At 63.5% G+C, this 17,272-nt stretch carries 14 protein-coding genes; 5 read left to right on the top strand and 9 right to left on the bottom strand.

Going from position 1 to position 17,272, the window contains the following annotated elements:
• Nucleotides 1-134 precede the first annotated feature (134 nt).
• Nucleotides 135-839 carry a glutathione binding-like protein gene (locus H163_RS0103630; protein WP_019963187.1) on the top strand — a complete coding sequence of 235 codons (705 nt, stop codon included), beginning with the start codon at nt 135-137 and terminating at the stop codon, nt 837-839.
• 63 nt (nt 840-902) lie between these two features.
• Here the strand turns inward: H163_RS0103630 and H163_RS22125 are convergent, their stop codons facing one another.
• The 6 genes from H163_RS22125 to H163_RS23580 form a co-directional block, all read right to left on the bottom strand.
• Nucleotides 903-1,451, bottom strand: a complete 549-nt coding sequence (locus H163_RS22125) for a hypothetical protein (RefSeq protein WP_019963186.1) — start codon at nt 1,449-1,451, stop codon at nt 903-905.
• A 67-nt stretch (nt 1,452-1,518) separates the two neighbouring features.
• Entirely contained in the window at nt 1,519-2,082 is a 564-nt protein-coding gene (locus H163_RS0103620) for a hypothetical protein (protein ID WP_147290389.1), read from the bottom strand.
• A gap of 146 nt (nt 2,083-2,228) precedes the next feature.
• Nucleotides 2,229-3,869, bottom strand: coding sequence for a chaperonin GroEL (gene groL / locus H163_RS0103615; RefSeq protein WP_019963184.1), 1,641 nt, complete (start codon nt 3,867-3,869; stop codon nt 2,229-2,231).
• Between the two features lie 56 nt (nt 3,870-3,925).
• Nucleotides 3,926-4,213, bottom strand: coding sequence for a co-chaperone GroES (groES, locus tag H163_RS0103610; RefSeq protein WP_019963183.1), 288 nt, complete (start codon nt 4,211-4,213; stop codon nt 3,926-3,928).
• Nucleotides 4,214-4,461: 248 nt separating this feature from the next.
• A complete protein-coding gene (locus H163_RS0103605) occupies nt 4,462-5,892 on the bottom strand; it encodes a sigma-54-dependent transcriptional regulator (RefSeq protein WP_019963182.1) in 1,431 nt (476 codons plus the stop codon).
• Nucleotides 5,893-6,134: 242 nt separating this feature from the next.
• Nucleotides 6,135-6,782: a hypothetical protein gene (locus H163_RS23580; RefSeq protein WP_147290390.1), complete on the bottom strand. Its 648-nt coding sequence runs from the start codon at nt 6,780-6,782 to the stop codon at nt 6,135-6,137.
• Between the two features lie 280 nt (nt 6,783-7,062).
• Here H163_RS23580 and H163_RS0103595 point away from each other — a divergent pair, with 280 nt between their 5' ends.
• Nucleotides 7,063-8,661, top strand: coding sequence for an EAL domain-containing protein (locus tag H163_RS0103595; protein ID WP_019963180.1), 1,599 nt, complete (start codon nt 7,063-7,065; stop codon nt 8,659-8,661).
• Between the two features lie 416 nt (nt 8,662-9,077).
• Here the strand turns inward: H163_RS0103595 and bfr are convergent, their stop codons facing one another.
• The 3 genes from bfr to mutY form a co-directional block, all read right to left on the bottom strand.
• Entirely contained in the window at nt 9,078-9,566 is a 489-nt protein-coding gene (gene bfr, locus H163_RS0103590; protein WP_019963179.1) for a bacterioferritin, read from the bottom strand.
• Between the two features lie 122 nt (nt 9,567-9,688).
• Nucleotides 9,689-10,234, bottom strand: a complete 546-nt coding sequence (locus H163_RS0103585; protein ID WP_019963178.1) for a 2OG-Fe(II) oxygenase — start codon at nt 10,232-10,234, stop codon at nt 9,689-9,691.
• Between the two features lie 119 nt (nt 10,235-10,353).
• Nucleotides 10,354-11,451 carry an A/G-specific adenine glycosylase gene (mutY, locus tag H163_RS0103580; RefSeq protein ID WP_040678063.1) on the bottom strand — a complete coding sequence of 366 codons (1,098 nt, stop codon included), beginning with the start codon at nt 11,449-11,451 and terminating at the stop codon, nt 10,354-10,356.
• A gap of 192 nt (nt 11,452-11,643) precedes the next feature.
• Here mutY and H163_RS0103575 point away from each other — a divergent pair, with 192 nt between their 5' ends.
• From H163_RS0103575 to smc, 3 genes are all read left to right on the top strand, one after another.
• Nucleotides 11,644-12,168 (top strand): DUF721 domain-containing protein, encoded by a 525-nt coding sequence (locus tag H163_RS0103575; RefSeq protein ID WP_081625950.1) that lies wholly within the window; start codon nt 11,644-11,646, stop codon nt 12,166-12,168.
• A gap of 176 nt (nt 12,169-12,344) precedes the next feature.
• Nucleotides 12,345-12,986 (top strand): DsbA family protein, encoded by a 642-nt coding sequence (locus H163_RS0103570; RefSeq protein ID WP_019963175.1) that lies wholly within the window; start codon nt 12,345-12,347, stop codon nt 12,984-12,986.
• Nucleotides 12,987-13,623: 637 nt separating this feature from the next.
• Nucleotides 13,624-17,088 carry a chromosome segregation protein SMC gene (smc, locus tag H163_RS0103565; RefSeq protein WP_019963174.1) on the top strand — a complete coding sequence of 1,155 codons (3,465 nt, stop codon included), beginning with the start codon at nt 13,624-13,626 and terminating at the stop codon, nt 17,086-17,088.
• The last annotated feature ends 184 nt before the right edge of the window (nt 17,089-17,272 follow it).

Here is a 17,272-nt window from a genome sequence, read left to right as displayed (position 1 = left end):
CCGCAGGCTTGGGGAAATCTGACAAGGCACGGTCTTGGCAGGGCAGGCAATATGCTTAAGTTAGGGACGCGGGGCGCCCTGCCTCGTGCCTTATCTCTTCTCCCGCCTTATGGCACAAGTGCGAAAGCCAGAACATGACAAGCCTTGCGGATTTTCCGATCACCCGGAAGTGGCCGGCCCAGCATCCTGACCGTATTCAGCTCTACTCCCTGCCGACGCCGAATGGCATCAAGGTCAGCGCCTTTCTGGAAGAGGCAGGTCTTGCCTATGAGCCGCATCTGGTTGATTTCGGCTCCGCCGATCAGATGACGCCCGAGTTCCTGTCGCTCAATCCGAACAACAAGATCCCGGCGCTGCTCGATCCCGATGGCCCGGATGGAAAGCCCTTCGGCATCTGGGAATCGGGCGCCATTCTCATCTATCTGGCGGAAAAGACGGGCAAGTTCCTGCCGAAGGATCCGGCGGCGAAATACGAGACCATCCAGTGGCTGATGTGGCAGATGGGCGGCCTTGGCCCCATGGCTGGCCAGCTCGGCTTCTTCAATAAGTTCGCAGGCCGGGAATATGAGGACCGCCGTCCGTTCGAGCGTTACCGCGATGAGGTGAAACGCTTGCTCGGCGTGCTCGACCAGCGCCTTGAGGGCCGCGATTTCATCATGGGCGCGGACTATACCATCGCCGACATGGCCTCATGGCCCTGGTTGCGCACCATCTCCGGCTTCTATGAAGCGGCAGAGCATGTGGACCTTGCCACCCGCAAGAACGTGCTGCGCTGGTTCGAGGCCTGCATGGCCCGCCCGGCCAGCCAGAAGGCGGTCAATATCCCGGCGCGGGACTGAGAAAATCTATGACCAGTCTGGCCCGGCGAGAAAACCGGGCCAGACTTCATCTGGCATCTCAGATCACGTAAAGATCTTCCACCACGGTGCCCAGCCGGCAGTCTGCATCTGGGACGGAGAAACCTGCGCGGTCTTTTGATTGATCTGGCCGGTCTGTACCAACATTGATTGCAATGTTGTCGCATGTATCATGGTACAGCCGAAGTCGGCCGGGTTCTCGTCCGCGAAACTGTTGTAGAAAACGTAGAACGGTATTGCCGGGCTGGTGCCAAAATAACCGTTCTTCGTGGTGGCAATCAGCGTGTTCATCTGGTTGATGTCGATCGTGTAGTAGGGGAATTTGTTCACGACATCGAGTTTCTTGGCCTGAACGAGCAGAACCGATCCCTTGTAGTTCCAGATCCAGTCGCCGCCGAATTCGATCTCCAGCTTGGCACCTTGCAGGCTCGTCGTGCCGAGCCCGAGATTCTGGGCAGTGGACTGGTCGTTGATGACGGCCAGATTGACGCTTGTGATCGCGTCTTCCCGGATGACTTCGCCCAGATTGGACGAGGCTTTCATGATGTTGTAGGTCCAGGTGGACTGATCTTTGAGAACGTCGGTAAGAGACATGGGGTGCTCCCTGCGCTGGTGTCTCTTGCCTTGACGCAGGCAGGGCCGGGCGCGTGAGCATCCGGCCTCACTTCATTGGGAACATTTCGTACCAGGGCCGGGCGCCGGAATGCTTTGCTTCTTCAAGTGTCACGATGGCGGGATGAAGCGTCAGGCGGTTGCGGTTGAACAGGAAGTCCTGCATCCGCCGTGCATCGATGAAGAGGCAGCCCTCGCTCATCCGGTGCTCCGCCCCGGTGAAGCTGGTGTAGAGCACGAAGACCGGATGCACATGCCGGTGCCCGTGGGACGCAGATTCGGCTGCCGCGATGAGGCTGCGGATGCCATCCACCTCGAAGGGGAAATAATTCAGTCCCAGATGCCGCTCGCGTTCCAGCCGCAGGGCGCGCACCAGATAGTGCCGGTCCTCCAGGCTCCACGCCCAGCTCGCCCCCAGATCCTCCGCAAGGCCGGGGTCCTCCTGCCAGGCTGTCACCAGCCCGATCTTCGCCGCCCGCGTCATCTGGTGGATCGTCACCAGATTGACCGTCGTCAGAAACGGCTCCGCCACATGCGCCCCAAGATGGGCGGTGGCTTCCATGAAGTCCGAGGTCCAGACCGACCTCTCGGCGAGAATTTCCTGAATATTCATGACCATCCCGGCACCAGCTGTCCTGCCTTGAAGGACGCTGGCGGGGGAGGGATGTGAATATAATCCGCAGAGTGATTGGTGGGCGGCCATGTAAAAAGGGCGGCCCGAAGACCGCCCTTTCCGTATGTCTGAAGCGTCTGGACTTCTTAGAAGTCCATGCCGCCCATGCCGCCCATGCCGCCGCCCGGCATTGCCGGAGCGTCCTTCTTCGGCAACTCGGCAACCATGGCACCGGTGGTGATCAGCAAGCCGGCGACGGAAGCGGCGTCCTGCAGGGCAGTGCGCACGACCTTCGTCGGGTCGATGATGCCGGCTTCGATCATGTTGACATAGGTCTCGGTCTGAGCGTCGAAGCCGAAGGAGACGTCGTTGTTCTCCTGGATCTTGCCGACGACGATGGAGCCTTCCACGCCGGCGTTCTCGACGATCTGACGGATCGGGGACTCAAGAGCGCGCAGGACGATCTTGATGCCGGCCTGGATGTCAGCGTTGTCGGAGGACAGCTTCTCGACAGCGGCCTTGGCGCGCAGGAGCGCGGTGCCGCCGCCCGGGACGATACCTTCTTCAACGGCCGCACGGGTCGCGTTCAGGGCGTCGTCGACGCGGTCCTTCTTTTCCTTCACTTCGATCTCGGTCGCACCGCCAACGCGGATGACGGCGACGCCGCCAGCCAGCTTGGCCAGACGCTCCTGCAGCTTCTCGCGGTCGTAGTCCGAGGTGGTGTCCTCGATCTGCGCCTTGATCTGTGCAACGCGGCCCTGGATGTCGTCCTTGGAGCCAGCGCCATCAACGATGGTGGTGTTTTCCTTGGAGATGGAGACCTTTTCGGCCTTACCGAGCATGTCGAGCGTGACGCTCTCCAGCTTGATGCCGAGGTCTTCGGAGATCACCGTGCCGCCCGTCAGGATGGCGATGTCTTCCAGCATGGCCTTGCGGCGGTCGCCGAAGCCCGGAGCCTTGACGGCAGCGATCTTGAGGCCGCCGCGCAGCTTGTTGACGACGAGGGTCGCCAGGGCTTCGCCTTCAACGTCTTCAGCGATGATGAGGAGCGGCTTGCCCGACTGCACCACAGCTTCGAGAACCGGCAGCATGGCCTGCAGGTTGGAGAGCTTCTTCTCGTGCAGGAGAATGTAGGGCTTCTCCAGCTCGGCAAGCATCTTCTCGGCGTTGGTGACGAAGTACGGGGACAGGTAGCCGCGGTCGAACTGCATGCCCTCGACGACTTCCAGCTCGGTCTCGAGAGACTTGGCTTCCTCGACGGTGATCACACCTTCGTTGCCGACGCGCTGCATGGCTTCGGCAATGTCCTTGCCGACCTGCACGTCGCCGTTGGCGGAAATGGTGCCGACCTGAGCGACTTCTTCAGACGTGGTGATCTTCTTGGAAACCGACACCAGGTACTTCACGGCTTCGGCAGCAGCGAGGTCGATACCGCGCTTCAGATCCATCGGGTTCATGCCGGCGGCAACGGCCTTGGCACCTTCCTTGACGATGGACTGGGCCAGCACGGTGGCGGTGGTGGTGCCGTCACCGGCGATGTCGTTGGTCTTCGAGGCCACTTCGCGCACCATCTGGGCGCCCATGTTCTCGAACTTGTCTTCCAGCTCGATTTCCTTGGCAACCGACACACCGTCCTTGGTGATGCGCGGAGCGCCGAAGGCCTTGTCGAGGACCACGTTGCGGCCCTTCGGGCCGAGGGTCACCTTGACGGCGTTGGCGAGGATATCGACACCGCGCAGCATTTTTTCGCGGGCATCAGCACCGAACTTTACGTCCTTGGCAGCCATTTTATCGTCTCACTCTAATTTGGGTTGATGTCATTGAAATCCGGAGGTCCGCCTGATCAGGCGATCACACCCATGATGTCGGATTCCTTCATGATCAGCAGGTCTTCACCGTTGATCTTGACTTCAGTGCCGGACCACTTGCCGAACAGCACGCGGTCACCAGCCTTAACGTCAACCGGGATCAGTTCGCCGTTGTCCTTGCGGGCGCCAGCGCCGACGGAGACGACTTCGCCTTCCTGCGGCTTTTCCTTGGCGGTGTCCGGAATGATGATGCCGCCAGCGGTCTTCTCTTCGGAGGTTACGCGACGAACAACGACACGGTCGTGCAGCGGACGAAACGTCATTTGGCTCTTTCCTCTCATGCGGCGTGCCCCCATATGAAGCAGCACGCAATCCATAATGTTGATGGCTCGAGAGATCGCGGGTTGCCCCGCGTCTTGTTAGCACTCCTCAACAGCGAGTGCTAACAGCCCCGATTTAGGAGCGCCTGCGGGCCTTGTCAATGCCGGACCAAACGAAAAAATCCTCCGGCTGATTGGCCGGAGGACTCGGGTTTTCGGACTTTCGGGGGCTTGCGCCGCTCTGCCTGCGCTCACATGGCGGCAGAACGCTCCGACCAGGACTGCTTCTTGCGGTAGATGGTCGAGGGGCTGATCTCGAGCGCTGCAGCAGCCAGTGCGATATTGCCGTCAAAGGCATCCAGCGCATCTTCGATGATCCGCCGCTCCTGCGCCCAAAGGGGCTCTATGGCAGCCAGCGGCCGGGCACCGCGTGCGGGGCGGCGGCGCTCGCGGGCTTCATCGCTGCCCAGCCGGGCGCGGGCCGAGGCCTCCCGGATGAAATGCGGCAGCATGTCATAGGTGACCGCCGTGCCGTTGTTCATCACCACGATCTGCCGGATGGTGTTTTCCAGCTGGCGCACGTTGCCGGGCCAGGCATAAGCCTCAAGCCGCGCTTCCGCGTCGGCATCAAAGCCGCGGAAGGATCTGCGGTCCTCTCCGGCAAAGCGGGTCAGGAACTCCAGCGCCAGCGGCAGGATGTCCTCGCGCCGCTCGCGCAGGGGCGGCAGATGCACAGGCAGCACGTTCAGCCGGTAATAAAGGTCTTCCCGCAGACGGCCCGTGGCGACTTCCGCCAGTGGATCGCGGCTGGACGAGCACATGATGCGCAGGCTGGACGGCGCGCCCGTTTCGGACTTCGCCAGTCCCTTGTCCTGAAGCAGCAGCAGAAGCTTGGCCTGAAGCGACAGGTCCAGCTCGTTCACCTCATCAAGGAACAGGGTGCCGCCGGCCGCCTGTGCGGTTGCGCCCGGATAGGCCTCGCTGCCGTTACCGAAGAGCTCCGTGTCGATCCGCTCCACCGAAAGCCCGGCGCAGTTGATGGCGACAAAGCGGTTGCCAGTCCGGCCGGACAGAACGTGGATCGCCTCCGCGCACAGGCTTTTGCCCGTGCCGGATTCACCGGTGATGAAGACCGGGGCATCAGAGGGCGCAAGACGGCCGATCTGATTGTAGACGCCCGTCATCAGCTGCGAGGTGCCGGTGAAACGGCCGACCGGCACGCGGGAAGCAGGATCCAGCTGGCGCATGGCCGGAGTGTCCCGGCGTGTGGACTGGGGCTGAAGCTGCGGGCGGCGGCCGTCGAGCTGTGCCTGCACCTTGCTCAGCAGCGCATCCAGCGTGAAGGGCTTGGCGATGAAGTCATGCGCTCCGGCGCGCATGGCATTCATGGCCTGCGTGACGGAACCGTGGGAACTGGTGGCGATGATGATCGCACCGGGGCTGCGCACGGCAAAACGGGCAAGCGCCTCGTCTCCACCGGCTGTCTCGATGTCGATGATCAGCACATCGGCCGAAGCGTCGCTCAGCGCATCAAGGCACTGGCGCGGATCGGAATAGACCAGCGGTTCGGCAACAGCACCGCTCAGCCGCGCACAGACCGTGGCTGCACGGGTTGCATCCGCCGGGCTTGCGTCAAGAACGCGCACATGAATGGACCGTATGAGGTCCGGAAGGCTCCCCATCCCCGGGTTACTCCCGCTCTTGTCAGATTTCTTCAGGCAGGTCTTGTCTGAACTGTCGGCTGAGTGTTGTGCAAACGTGGTAAACAAAGCGTTGTCAGCCTCGTAAATAGTGACGGCAAAGCCACCCAATCGGCTGCGGCCTCAGGATTTCATGGTTGATTTCTCTGCGGGATTTTCTCCGGCGCCGCGCCGTCCCGGCCAGAGCCACACCATATGATGGTGCTTTCGATGACTGGAACCGGCTAAAGGTGTGCGGCGGCGTAACCTGCAGCGAAGGCAAGCGCCATCAGCGGAAAGAACACCGCCGGGCGCAGCAGAATGACAGGAAAGCTGCGTATCTGCGCCGTTTCCATCACCCCTCTGGAAGACGCCGGAGGCGTCAGTGCCGGATCATCCGGGAGGGGCGGTTCTGGGCTTGTCTCCGGCCCGGCTTGCGGGGCTCCACTCGCCTCTGGCGCTGGCATGAGGTGAAAGCCGGGCTGGTAACTGCCCCTGGGGATGATGATGCGCACCGGATCGCCGTGTCCGGTGCCCGCATAATAATCCTCAAGGCGTTTGCGCAGTCTCGCCGCTTCCACCCGGACGATGGGGTCTGTCGCAGGGTTGAAACTGTCGTCACGTCCCAGCGCCTGCGTGGCGATGGTGTAGCCTTTCAGGGGCACCGGCGGATCGGCGATGGAGGCCTCCACCACGAAGGTCAGGAACTGGCGCAGTTGCAGGGATGCCGAAAACTCCGGACTGCCGGTGATCTTGTGCAGGGCGAGGCGGACGAGGTCGCGGTTGACGGCTGCCTGCGGGGTGTTGCCGGTGCCGGATGCGGGCAGAGCGGGACTGCCTGCGCGGGGAAGGCGCACGTCCGGCTCCCGTTCACTGGCCAACTGTCCTTCCACTCCGCCAATCTCCCCGTTTGTTCAAGAGATAGCGGGCCTCCCGTTTCAGCCCCTAGGGATAAGGCTATGGCTCTCACAGCGAATTGCAAGGTTTTTTGCGGCTGGCCGTTGTTGCGTTGCAAGAAGGCCTCAGCGCCGCACTGTTAACCATTATTAATGCGCTTTAATGAGAACTAGGCAAAGTTTTCCCCGTAAAGGCTGGCTTCGAGAGTCGGAACTGCAGCGGCTTTCGGGCAAAATCGTTAACAGAGTATTGATTCGGGGTAGTGCGGCCAAAGGCATGGGGCGTTTAGCGACCATCATCATTCTGATCTGCATGGGCGTGATTGCCCTGTCGGCTGCCGCTGTGCTCGTTTATCAGTTTGGCCGTCCGCCGGGGGAAGCGCTGTCGCTGTCGCTTGCGCTGATGTGCACCATGATCGTGGTGCAGATGGTGCTGGGCCGCGGGCGTGACCGGGGCGAGGTCAGCGACGTTGTCGAGCGTCTGGAAGACCGGCTTCTGGAGCTGGATGAGGACGTCAACAACCTCGAAGGCCGCCTGACGGGTGTCGAGCACACCATTCCGCGCCGCACCCGTGAGGAAATCGACCCGCTGTTTGCCGAGATCGAGGTGCTGGGCACGCTGGTCAAGCAGATGGCGGAAGCCATGTCCGACATGGAAACCCGCATCGAGGACCAGCGCGCCATTGGCGGCCCGGCTCCCGTGCAGGGCCTTGCCTATCATGGCCAGCCTTATGAGCAGGCGCCGCAGCACATGCAGCCGCAGCTGGCTGCGCCCCAGCAGCCCCAGTATCAGCAGCCGGCCTACGCCCAGCAGCCTTATTATCAGGACGCGCCGCAGCAGCCGCAGGCCTATGCCGCGCAGCAGCAGCCGGCGTATCAGCCGCAGCATCAGGGGCATCACGCTTCCGAGCCGCAGCGCCAGCCGGAGCCGCAGCACGCGCCGCATCAGCCGCATCAGCACCAGCCCGAGCACATGCCCGGCGGGCGGATCGAGCCTGTCTTCGGCGGTTTCGAGCAGCCCGGCTTCCGCAACGAGCCGGAACCGCAGCGTCCGGCATTCCAGCCGCAGGCCCCGGTTTCGCAAAAGGCCGATCCGGCCATGCGCGAAATGATCCGCTCGGCGCTGAATGCCAACCGCGTGGATCTGTTCCTGCAGCCGATCGTCACCCTGCCGCAGCGCCGGGTGAAATATTATGAAGCCTTCACGCGCCTGAGAGACGGCAACGATCAGGTTCTGGAGCCGGCCGTCTTCCTGCCGGAGGCGATCCGCTCGGGCCTGATCCCGCGCATCGACAATCTGCTGCTGTTCCGCTCCGTGCAGGTGATCCGCCGCCTGACGACGCGCAACCGCGATGCAGCCCTGTTCTGTAATGTTTCCTCCATTTCGCTGGCGGACGAGACGTTCTTCCCCGGCTTCCTGGAGTTCGTGCGCAACAACAAGAGTTTCAGCGACCTGCTGATCCTCGAGTTCACGCAGGATGATGTGGCGCAGATGGGCGTTGTGGAGATGGAAAGCCTCGGCGCGCTGGCCGAGATCGGCTTCCATTTCTCCGTCGACCAGATCCATGACCTGAAGATGGACTTCAAGTCACTGGCCGAGCGCGGGTTCCGCTATGCCAAGCTGCATGCGGATTATCTCATCGGCCGCCGCAGCTCCGATCACGGGCATATCCATCCGGGCGATTTCGGCAATCTGCTGCACCGCTACGGCATGACGCTGATTGCCTCGCATGTGGAGACGGAATCGCAGGTGCTGGAGCTTCTGGACTTTGATGTCTCCATGGCGCAGGGGCATCTCTTCTCCCCGCCGCGCCCCGTCCGCGCCGAAGTTCTCCAGGGCATGCCTGCACCCGCGCCGCGCAAGCGCGCCAGCTGAGATGCTGCCGCGTAAGCGCGCAAGCTGAGATGGCGCCGCGTAAGCGCGCAAGCTGATGATGCTGCCACGCAAGCGGCTCGAGTTGTTTCCTCTGAGCATCCACCCGCGCCGTCCCGGCCTTGTGCCGGGACCTGTCAGGGTTTCGAGGCCGTGACCGCCTGATACCAGCTCTCGATGAGCTCGACTCATCGAGAGCTGGTTAAGCCCTTGCGGCGCTTGAGCATTTTCAAGGCGTGATGCGTCAGCATCTCAGCGCCTTGGTATGACGGGTCCCGGATCTTCGCTTCGCTGCGTCCGGGACGGCGCGGCGGGGGCGGCTGGCTTTCTGGAAAAAGAATTGCACCAAACAAAAAAAGCGCGCCGGCCGGGGCCAGCGCGCTTCCTGGGAGCTCTGAATGATCTTTGGGGCCTGATACTTATTCGCCGACTTCGTTGGCCGGTTCTGCCTGCAGCATGCCGTAGCGCTCTTCGCCGATGCGGCCGAGCAGTTCGAGCTGGGTTTCGAGGAAGTCGATGTGGCCTTCCTCGTCCTTCAGCAGCTCTTCGAACAGCTGCATGGAAACGATGTCGCCTTCCTCGCGGCAGATCTCGCGGGACTTGGCGTAGGAGGTGCGGGCGTCGTATTCGCCGGCAAGGTCACACTCGAGCACTTCCTTGATGGTCTGGCCAATCCGCAGGGGAGCCAGCTTCTGCATGTTGGGGTGGCCTTCAAGGAAGATGATGCGCGACGTGATCTTGTCCGCATGCTGCATCTCTTCGATCGACTCGGCGCGCTCCTTCTTGGCGAGGCGCGTATAGCCCCAGTCATCCAGCAGGCGGTAATGCAGCCAATACTGGTTGATGGCGCCCAGTTCGAGGAACAGGGCCTCGTTGAGGCAGTCGATGACCTTGGGATTGCCCTTCATGATGAGACTCACTTCATTCAGCGGGGTTGAACTGGAGCTACATTAGAATGGTTCTACGTTTTGTGTCCAGCCCCCGCAGCGGTGAAAATGCAGTTTTTTCTGTGTTGCGGCATGACGTTGCGTCAGCGGAAGGATGGCCCATGGCACCAGCATGTCAGCGAGTAGCGCCGCCCGCGCGTGACGGGCGCGACCCGGTGCAGCATGAAACTGGCGAAAAGAGTGGCCGAGCCCTGATCCCGGGGTGCTGACCATTCGGCGCTGCCGATGTTGATGTCGAGGCTGCCGCCGTCAAAGAGCGCGGGCGGTGTCAGCTGAACAACGATGGTGAGCTTGCGCTGGCGGGCGATGGGGCCGTCGCCGATGTCAGAATGCCAGTCGTAATGGCCTTCATCCGTCTCGTCGTAAGCGGCGACCTGCAGCCGCTCCTTGAAATCGGTGATGTCGAACTGAAAGGCCTCGCGGTTGGCGGCCGCGACCGTAGCAAGAATGCGGTCCATGACAAAGGCGGCGCTGCCTTGATCATCGAGCCAGGAGATGCGTGCGCGGCGGATGGTGTGCTGTACACCGCCGACCAAGCCCCCGTCCGTCATCTCCGCATTCTCGGCGAGGGCTATGATCTCTGCGCATTCGGCAGGGGTGAAAACGTCCTTCACAGTATGCTTGAACATGTGCCGATGACTTTCTGATCGACGCGAAATGGTGCGCGATCAATCCTGACGGCATGGAAAAAGCAAGGGGAATCGCAAAGGCTTGATCGATAAGGGAAAATAGCCGCGTCCGCTGGGCCTCACCGGCGGGCGTGCGAGATGATCTTGCGCATCACGGTCGGCAGGGCTTCGCCCTCCACATCGCCCGGTTCTGACCACCAGCAGCCTTCGGGCAGGGGCGTGCCGGCAGGCAATGTGGTGCTGTAGACAGTCACCTCCAGATGGAAGTGGGTGAAGGTGTGGGTGGCAACGCCCAGATGCTTGTGCCAGCGGGCCTTGAGGGGGGCGGAGGAAAGCGCCGTCTCTTCGGCAAAATCCGTGCTCCAGACAGTGCCGGGCACTTCGGCCATGCCGCCAAGAAGACCCTTGGGCGGGCGCTTGCGCAGGGCCAGCGCGCCATCACCATCCCGCAGCATGACAAAGGCCGCGCCCCGCCGGGCTGGCTTCTCTGCCTTTGCGGCCTTGCGGGGCAAGGTATCGGCGATGCCCTGACGGCGGCCTACGCAAGCCGCACTCCAGGGGCACAGGGCACAGGCGGGGCGGCGCGGGGTGCAGATGGTGGCCCCCAGATCCATCACGGCCTGCGCAAAGTCGCCCGGCCTTTTTTCAGGGGTCAGCGCATCCATCGCCGCACGGATGGCGGGCTTTGCGCCCGGCAGCGGCTCTTCGATCAGATGCAGCCGCGACAACACCCGCTCCACATTGCCGTCCACCACGGCAGCGCGCTGGTCAAAGGCAATGGCGGCGATGGCCGCCGCCGTATAGGGCCCGATGCCAGGCAGGGCCTTGAGGCCTTCCTCCGTCTCGGGAAAACGGCCGCCAAGCTCAAAGGCCACCTTTTCCGCGCATGCCTTGAGGTTGCGGGCGCGGGAATAATAGCCGAGCCCGGCCCAGGCCTTCATCACGTCATCGGTCTCGGCGTTTGCCAGATCCGTGACCTTCGGCCACTTGGCGGTGAAGGCGAGGAAATAGTCCTTCACGGCTGCAACGGTGGTCTGCTGCAGCATGATCTCCGACAGCCACACCCTGTAGGGATCGGGGACAACGCCCACCGCCCGCTCATGCGGGGGCACGCGCCAGGGCAGGGCACGGGCGTGGCGGTCGTACCAGGCCAGAAGCTCTTGCGCGCGCTGAGCGGCGGCCTGATCCTGCAGAAGGGGCGGAGATGATGCGTCCATGGCGCAAAGCTTGGCCGGGAGCGGCGGTAAATCAAGGCTTGCCATGTGCGGCAGCTGGGGAAAAGCGGGTGAAAATGCCCCGCCATTCTGGCGTTAAGAGGCTGGTCTTGATTTCGGCGCAAACTGCAAGGAGGAGTTTGACAGGCACATGCGGGCGCAATGCGCCGGCCGCAGAGGGAATTGGGCAGACCGATGAGCAGCTTGGGCGGATCAGGCAGACAGGGACGGGTGCAGTCGCGCCCGCTTGCCGATCTGATCGGCAAGGCGATGGAGCCCGTCTTCCGCAAGCGTGGCTTTGCCTCGGCCGATCTGGTTGCCAGCTGGCCGGATATCGTGGGCGACCGCTACGGTGAAAGGGTGCGGCCCGAACGGCTGATCTGGCCGCGCACGCCGGACCGGGATGGCTCGGGCGTGCCGGAGCCCGCAACGCTCGTGGTCAACACCGATGGTGCAACGGCCCTGATGCTGACCCATGACATGCCCATCGTTCTGGAGCGCATCAACGCCTATTTCGGCTGGGCTGCAATCGGCCGCATCCGCATCGTCCAGAAGCCGGTGACAGTGCCGGTGAAGAAGCAGCGGCCCGCCCTGCGCGCCCTGACGGATGACGAACAGAAGAAGCTGGATGCCAAGCTTGACGGGCTGGAGCACAAGGGCCTGCGCCAGGCGCTGGAGACCCTTGGCAAGCAGGTCATCGCCCGCTCCTCCGGCAGCTGAGCAGAGCCTTCAACAGGACAAAACACCGCTTGCCATGCGGTTTTCTGCCGCTGCGGCAGGCTTTCGATATCACGGACACGTGTGTTTCCCACTGCTGCCACAATTGCACTGTCCGGTTGACGTGTCCCTTGCAAGCGGGCACATGACTGCGACCGCCAAACAGTATCAGGCAGGATATGATCGTGAACCTTACCCGCAGACAGCTTCTGGCCAGCGCCGCCGCAACCACTTTTGCCGCCGCCCTGGCAACCTCCGTCCCGGCCTTTGCCCAATCGGCAGATGTTGCGAAGCTGATGGAGCCGGGCCCCCTCGGTGACATGGTGCTCGGCAACGAAGATGCGCCGGTGACCATCATCGAATACGCGTCCCTGACCTGTGGCCATTGCGCCAACTTCCACAAGAACACCCTGCCCGAGCTGAAGAAGCAGTATATCGACACGGGCAAGGCCAAGATCATCATGCGCGAGTTCCCGCTGGATCCCGTCGCTTCCGGCGGCTTCATGCTGGCCCGCTGCGCGCCGCAGGACAAGTATTTCGACGTCCTCTCGGCCATGTTTGCAGATCAGCGCAGCTGGGCCTTCACGCAGGACCCCTATAACGCGATGCTGAACTTCTCCAAGCAGCTCGGCTTCACGCAGGAAAGCTTCGAGGCATGCCTCGGCAACCAGCAGCTTCTCGATGGCATCACTGCCGTACAGGAGCGGGCCTCCAAGGAATTCGGTGTCAATTCGACCCCGACCTTCTTCGTCAACGGCGAGCGTATTGTCGGCGCTTCCTCCTTCGACGAGTTCTCCAAGGTCATCGAAAAGCACCTCTGAGCCCAAGGGGCCAGTTGAGCAAGGCTCCAGTTTAGCTTCCGCCCCGCCGCAGCCGGTCTGCGGCGGGGTGTTTTATTGCCGTTTTCCCCGCTATTCCCGCAGTTGGCGGTTAGATCTGCGCGGGCAGGAGCGGCTTTTCCTTGACAAGAGCCCCCCTCGTCAGCCGGAGTCTGCGCCAAAGGGCATGGCTGGGGAGCCGTGTCCTGCAGCGATCCGGCCTTCTGGGTCGGGCGGCATCTTTCCGGGGGCGCATGCGCGTGACAGAAATGCTCGACAGGGTAATGGCTTCTGCCTGCCCGGCCGTTTGGCCGGTGCGGGAGAGCCGTGCCCTGGCGGTGGCGGTGATGTTGCGTGACCACGGCTTTGCGGCTGTCTCTCCCTTCCGGAACAACGTTTCTCCTGAACCTTTCGGCAGGCTCAGATCCTCTCCCCCCTTGAGGGGGAGATGCCCCCGTCAGGGGGCAGAGGGGGGTATGCAGCCCCTCGTTAACTCCGGACACTTGCGGCGTGCGGAGAGGCTTTCACCCCCCTCTGTCTGCTGTCGCAGACATCTCCCCCTCAAGGGGGGAGAGGGGCGCTGCGGCCAGATTTCGGGCGTGCCGGCCCGTTCCCTCCTCCTCACCGTTGGAGGCGCGGCGTGAAGTTCAACAAGCTGCGCGTGGCCGGGTTCAAATCCTTCGTCGAGCCGATGGAATTCGTCATCGGCGACGGGCTGACCGGCGTTGTCGGCCCCAATGGCTGCGGCAAGTCCAATCTTGTCGAGGCGCTGCGCTGGGTGATGGGGGAAAACTCCTACAAGAACATGCGCGCCTCCGGCATGGACGATGTGATCTTCTCCGGAAGCCTCAACCGTCCGGCCCGCAATACGGCGGAAGTGACGCTGTTCCTCGACAATGCCGACCGCAAGGCGCCCACCGGCTTCAACGACAGCGACATGCTGGAAGTGAGCCGCCGCATCGAGCGTGAGGCAGGGTCCGTCTACCGCATCAACTCGCGCGATGTGCGTGCCCGTGACGTGCAGCTGCTGTTTGCCGATGCCTCCACCGGCGCCCGCTCGCCCGCCATGGTGCGGCAGGGGCAGATCGGCGAGCTGATCTCCGCCAAGCCCACCTCCCGCCGCCAGATCCTGGAAGAGGCGGCCGGCATCTCGGGTCTGCACAGCCGCCGCAACGAGGCGGAGATCCGCCTGCGGGCAGCGGAGCAGAATCTCGAACGTCTGGAAGACGTGCTGGTGCAGATCGACGGCCAGCTCGACAGCCTGCGCCGCCAGTCCCGGCAGGCCTCTCGCTACCGCAATCTGTCTGCCGAAATCCGCTCAGCGGAAGCTGCGATCCTTTACTTGCGCCTGAATGAGGCCCGTGAAGGTCTGGAAGAGGCGGACCGCATGTTCACCGCCTCGCGTGCCGAGGTGGTGGCTGCAGCGGAAGCGCAGACAGAGGCCGCCAAGACCCAGGCCATTGCGGCCCACCGCCTGCCGGAGATCCGCGATGCTGCGGCGCGCGCCGGGGCTGCCTTGCAGCGGCTTGTCATCGCCCGCAACGAGCTGGATGCCGAAGACCGGCGCGTGCGCGAAAAGCTGGTGGACCTCAACCGCCGCCTTGTTCAGCTGGCAGAGGACCTTGCCCGCGAAGAGCGGATGATCGAGGAAAACAGCGAGGTTCTGGAACGGCTGACCGAAGAGCGGGCCGAACTGCTGGAAGAGGGCGAAACCGCCGCCGAACGCGCCGAACTGGCTGCAGAGCGCGTCGAGGACGCGGGCAGCAAGGTGCGCGATCTCGAAGAGGTTCTGAACGAGAAGACCGCTGCCGAAGCGCGGGTGACAGCGCAGCGCCAGCAGATGCAGCGCACGCTGGATGAAGCGCGGGGCAAGGCTGAGCGCTTGCGCTCCCAGTCCGCGGACGCTTCGCGCATGTATGAGGCGCTGCGGGCAGAGATGGATGCCGCCGACGGCGTTGCCGGGCGCGCCGAAGAGGTGGAGCTGTGCGAAGCCGCCGTTCTGGAGGCCGAGGAGCGGCTGGAGACGGCGGAGCAGGACACCCGCAACGCCCGCGAGGCAGAGCAGGGCGCCCGTGCGCCGCTGGCCGAGGCCGAGCGTGTGTTGCAGCGGCTGGAGACCGAAGCGCGCACGCTGGAAAGCGTGCTCAACATGGTGGCCGCCGGGGCGCATGCGCCCGTGGTGGACCGCATGACCGTGAAGCCTGGCCTGGAAACGGCGCTGGGTGCAGCACTGGGTGATGATCTGGAAGCCTCGCTGGACGAGGGCGCGCCCGTGCGCTGGTCCGGAACGGCGGAAAGTGCGGCGGCTGGTGATTCTCCCCTGCCACCCGGCGCAAGCCCGCTGGCGTCAGACGTGGAGGCTCCCGCCGAGTTGCGCCGCCGTCTGGCGCAGATCGGTGTGGTTCCGGCTGAAGATGGCCCGCGTCTTCAGGCGCTGCTGAAACCTGGCCAGAGGCTTGTCTCCCGCGAGGGGCACCTTTGGCGCTGGGATGGATTCACCGTTGCCGCTGACGCCCCGACGCCCGCTGCCCAGAGGCTGGCGCAGCGCAACCGTCTGGCGGCGCTGGCCGGTGAAATCGACATTGCCGGAGAACGGGTGGAGACTGCCCGCGAGGCGCTGGAGGCGGCTTCTTCCCGCGTGCAGCAGGCAGCAGACCGGGAGCAGGCGGCACGCCAGCAGCTGCGCGATCATCAGAAAGCCCTGAGCGAGGCTCGTGAGGCCTTGATGGCGGCAGAGCGGGTGCTCTCCCAGCTGGCGCTGCGCCTGCAAGGGGCAGAGGATCTGGCCCGGCGTCTGTCTGCCGAGGCCGAAGAAGCTGCCGAACGAGTCGAGGAAGCGGCTGAACGGCTGGAGGAGCTGCCCGATTCGGGCGGGCTGACGGAGGAAATCCATCAGCTTCACACCCAGCTGGCCGCAGCCCGCAGCGCCCTCTCCGAAGCGCGGGTGATGGCCGATGGCATTGCCCGTGAAAAGCAGATGCGCGACCGGCGGCTGGAGGCGATTGCCCGCGAGCATGAAAGCTGGCGCAGCCGCGCCGCCAATGCGGCCTCCCAGATCGAAACCCTGCGCGCCCGCATGGGCGAGGCGGAGGATGAGCGGCAGGAGCTGATCGAGGCGCCGGAGGACATCGAGATCCGCCGCCGCGACCTCTTCAGCGCCATTGCCAAGGCGGAAGCCGCCAAGCAGGAGGCGGATGACACACTTGTGAAGGCCGAGGCTTCCCTGTCGGACGTGGACCGCATGGCGCGGGAGGCGCAGGAAGTGCTGTTCCGCGCCCGCGAAGGCCATGTGCGCGCCGAAGAGCGTGTGGCTGCTGCCCGCGAGCGTGTGGAGACGGTCATCGGCCGCATCTCCGAGGCGCTGGATGTGCCGCTGATCCAGCTGCCGGAACTGGCGGGCTTCACCGAAGGCGCACCGCTGCCGGACCCGGAAAGCATGGAGCGCAAGCTCGAACGGCTCAAGGCCGAGCGCGAGCGGCTGGGCGGGGTGAACCTGCGCGCCGATGACGAGCTGGCGGAAATCGACACGCAGCGCGAGACACTTGCGCGCGAGCGTGATGATCTGATCGAGGCGATCAAGCGCCTGCGGACCGGCATTTCCAACCTCAACCGCGAAGCGCGCGAGCGCCTGCTGGCCTCTTTCGAGATCGTCAACGGCCATTTCCAGCGGCTGTTCACCCATCTCTTTGGTGGCGGCACGGCGGAACTGCAGCTGGTGGACAGCGACGATCCGCTGGATGCCGGTCTTGAAATCGTCGCCCGCCCGCCGGGCAAGAAGCCGCAGACCATGACGCTGCTGTCCGGCGGGGAGCAGGCGCTGACGGCCATGGCGTTGATTTTTGCCGTGTTTCTCACCAATCCGGCGCCGATCTGCGTGCTCGACGAAGTGGATGCGCCGCTGGACGATGCCAACGTGGAGCGCTACTGCGATCTCCTGGAAGAAATGGCGAGGCGCACGGAAACACGCTTTGTAGTGATCACCCACAACCCGATCACCATGGCGCGGATGAACCGGCTTTTCGGTGTCACCATGGCCGAGCGCGGTGTGTCGCAGCTGGTGTCCGTGGACCTTGAAACGGCAGAGCGATTCCGCGACGCGGTATGACGCAGCACCGAACTGTGGCAAGGCAAGGGCGAATGGCGCGGAAAAGTCGCGCTGGAACTTGTTCGCGGAAGCAGAAAAATCAATCGTTTCAATAAGTTGAATTCCTAACCCATGTTCTTGACAGGGCAGGTGGTGCCGACTATTGTGCGCCCGGCTTAAGGGGGCGACGGAGGGTCGGCGTTTC

Origin of the sequence: Pannonibacter phragmitetus DSM 14782 (assembly GCF_000382365.1) — a bacterium.
GTDB lineage: Bacteria > Pseudomonadota > Alphaproteobacteria > Rhizobiales > Stappiaceae > Pannonibacter > Pannonibacter phragmitetus.
Note: the sequence above shows the minus strand (reverse complement) of the source record. Positions and strands in the feature narration are given on the sequence as shown.

What these genes read in the sequence shown, in the direction of transcription:
- H163_RS0103630 (WP_019963187.1), top strand. Translation starts at nt 135, where the DNA reads ATGACAAGCCTTGCGGATTTTCCGATCACCCGGAAGTGGCCGGCCCAG.
- H163_RS22125 (WP_019963186.1), bottom strand. Translation starts at nt 1,451, where the DNA reads ATGTCTCTTACCGACGTTCTCAAAGATCAGTCCACCTGGACCTACAAC.
- H163_RS0103620 (WP_147290389.1), bottom strand. Translation starts at nt 2,082, where the DNA reads ATGAATATTCAGGAAATTCTCGCCGAGAGGTCGGTCTGGACCTCGGAC.
- groL (WP_019963184.1), bottom strand. Translation starts at nt 3,869, where the DNA reads ATGGCTGCCAAGGACGTAAAGTTCGGTGCTGATGCCCGCGAAAAAATG.
- groES (WP_019963183.1), bottom strand. Translation starts at nt 4,213, where the DNA reads ATGACGTTTCGTCCGCTGCACGACCGTGTCGTTGTTCGTCGCGTAACC.
- H163_RS0103605 (WP_019963182.1), bottom strand. Translation starts at nt 5,892, where the DNA reads ATGGGGAGCCTTCCGGACCTCATACGGTCCATTCATGTGCGCGTTCTT.
- H163_RS0103595 (WP_019963180.1), top strand. Translation starts at nt 7,063, where the DNA reads ATGGGGCGTTTAGCGACCATCATCATTCTGATCTGCATGGGCGTGATT.
- bfr (WP_019963179.1), bottom strand. Translation starts at nt 9,566, where the DNA reads ATGAAGGGCAATCCCAAGGTCATCGACTGCCTCAACGAGGCCCTGTTC.
- H163_RS0103585 (WP_019963178.1), bottom strand. Translation starts at nt 10,234, where the DNA reads ATGTTCAAGCATACTGTGAAGGACGTTTTCACCCCTGCCGAATGCGCA.
- mutY (WP_040678063.1), bottom strand. Translation starts at nt 11,451, where the DNA reads ATGGACGCATCATCTCCGCCCCTTCTGCAGGATCAGGCCGCCGCTCAG.
- H163_RS0103575 (WP_081625950.1), top strand. Translation starts at nt 11,644, where the DNA reads ATGAGCAGCTTGGGCGGATCAGGCAGACAGGGACGGGTGCAGTCGCGC.
- H163_RS0103570 (WP_019963175.1), top strand. Translation starts at nt 12,345, where the DNA reads ATGATCGTGAACCTTACCCGCAGACAGCTTCTGGCCAGCGCCGCCGCA.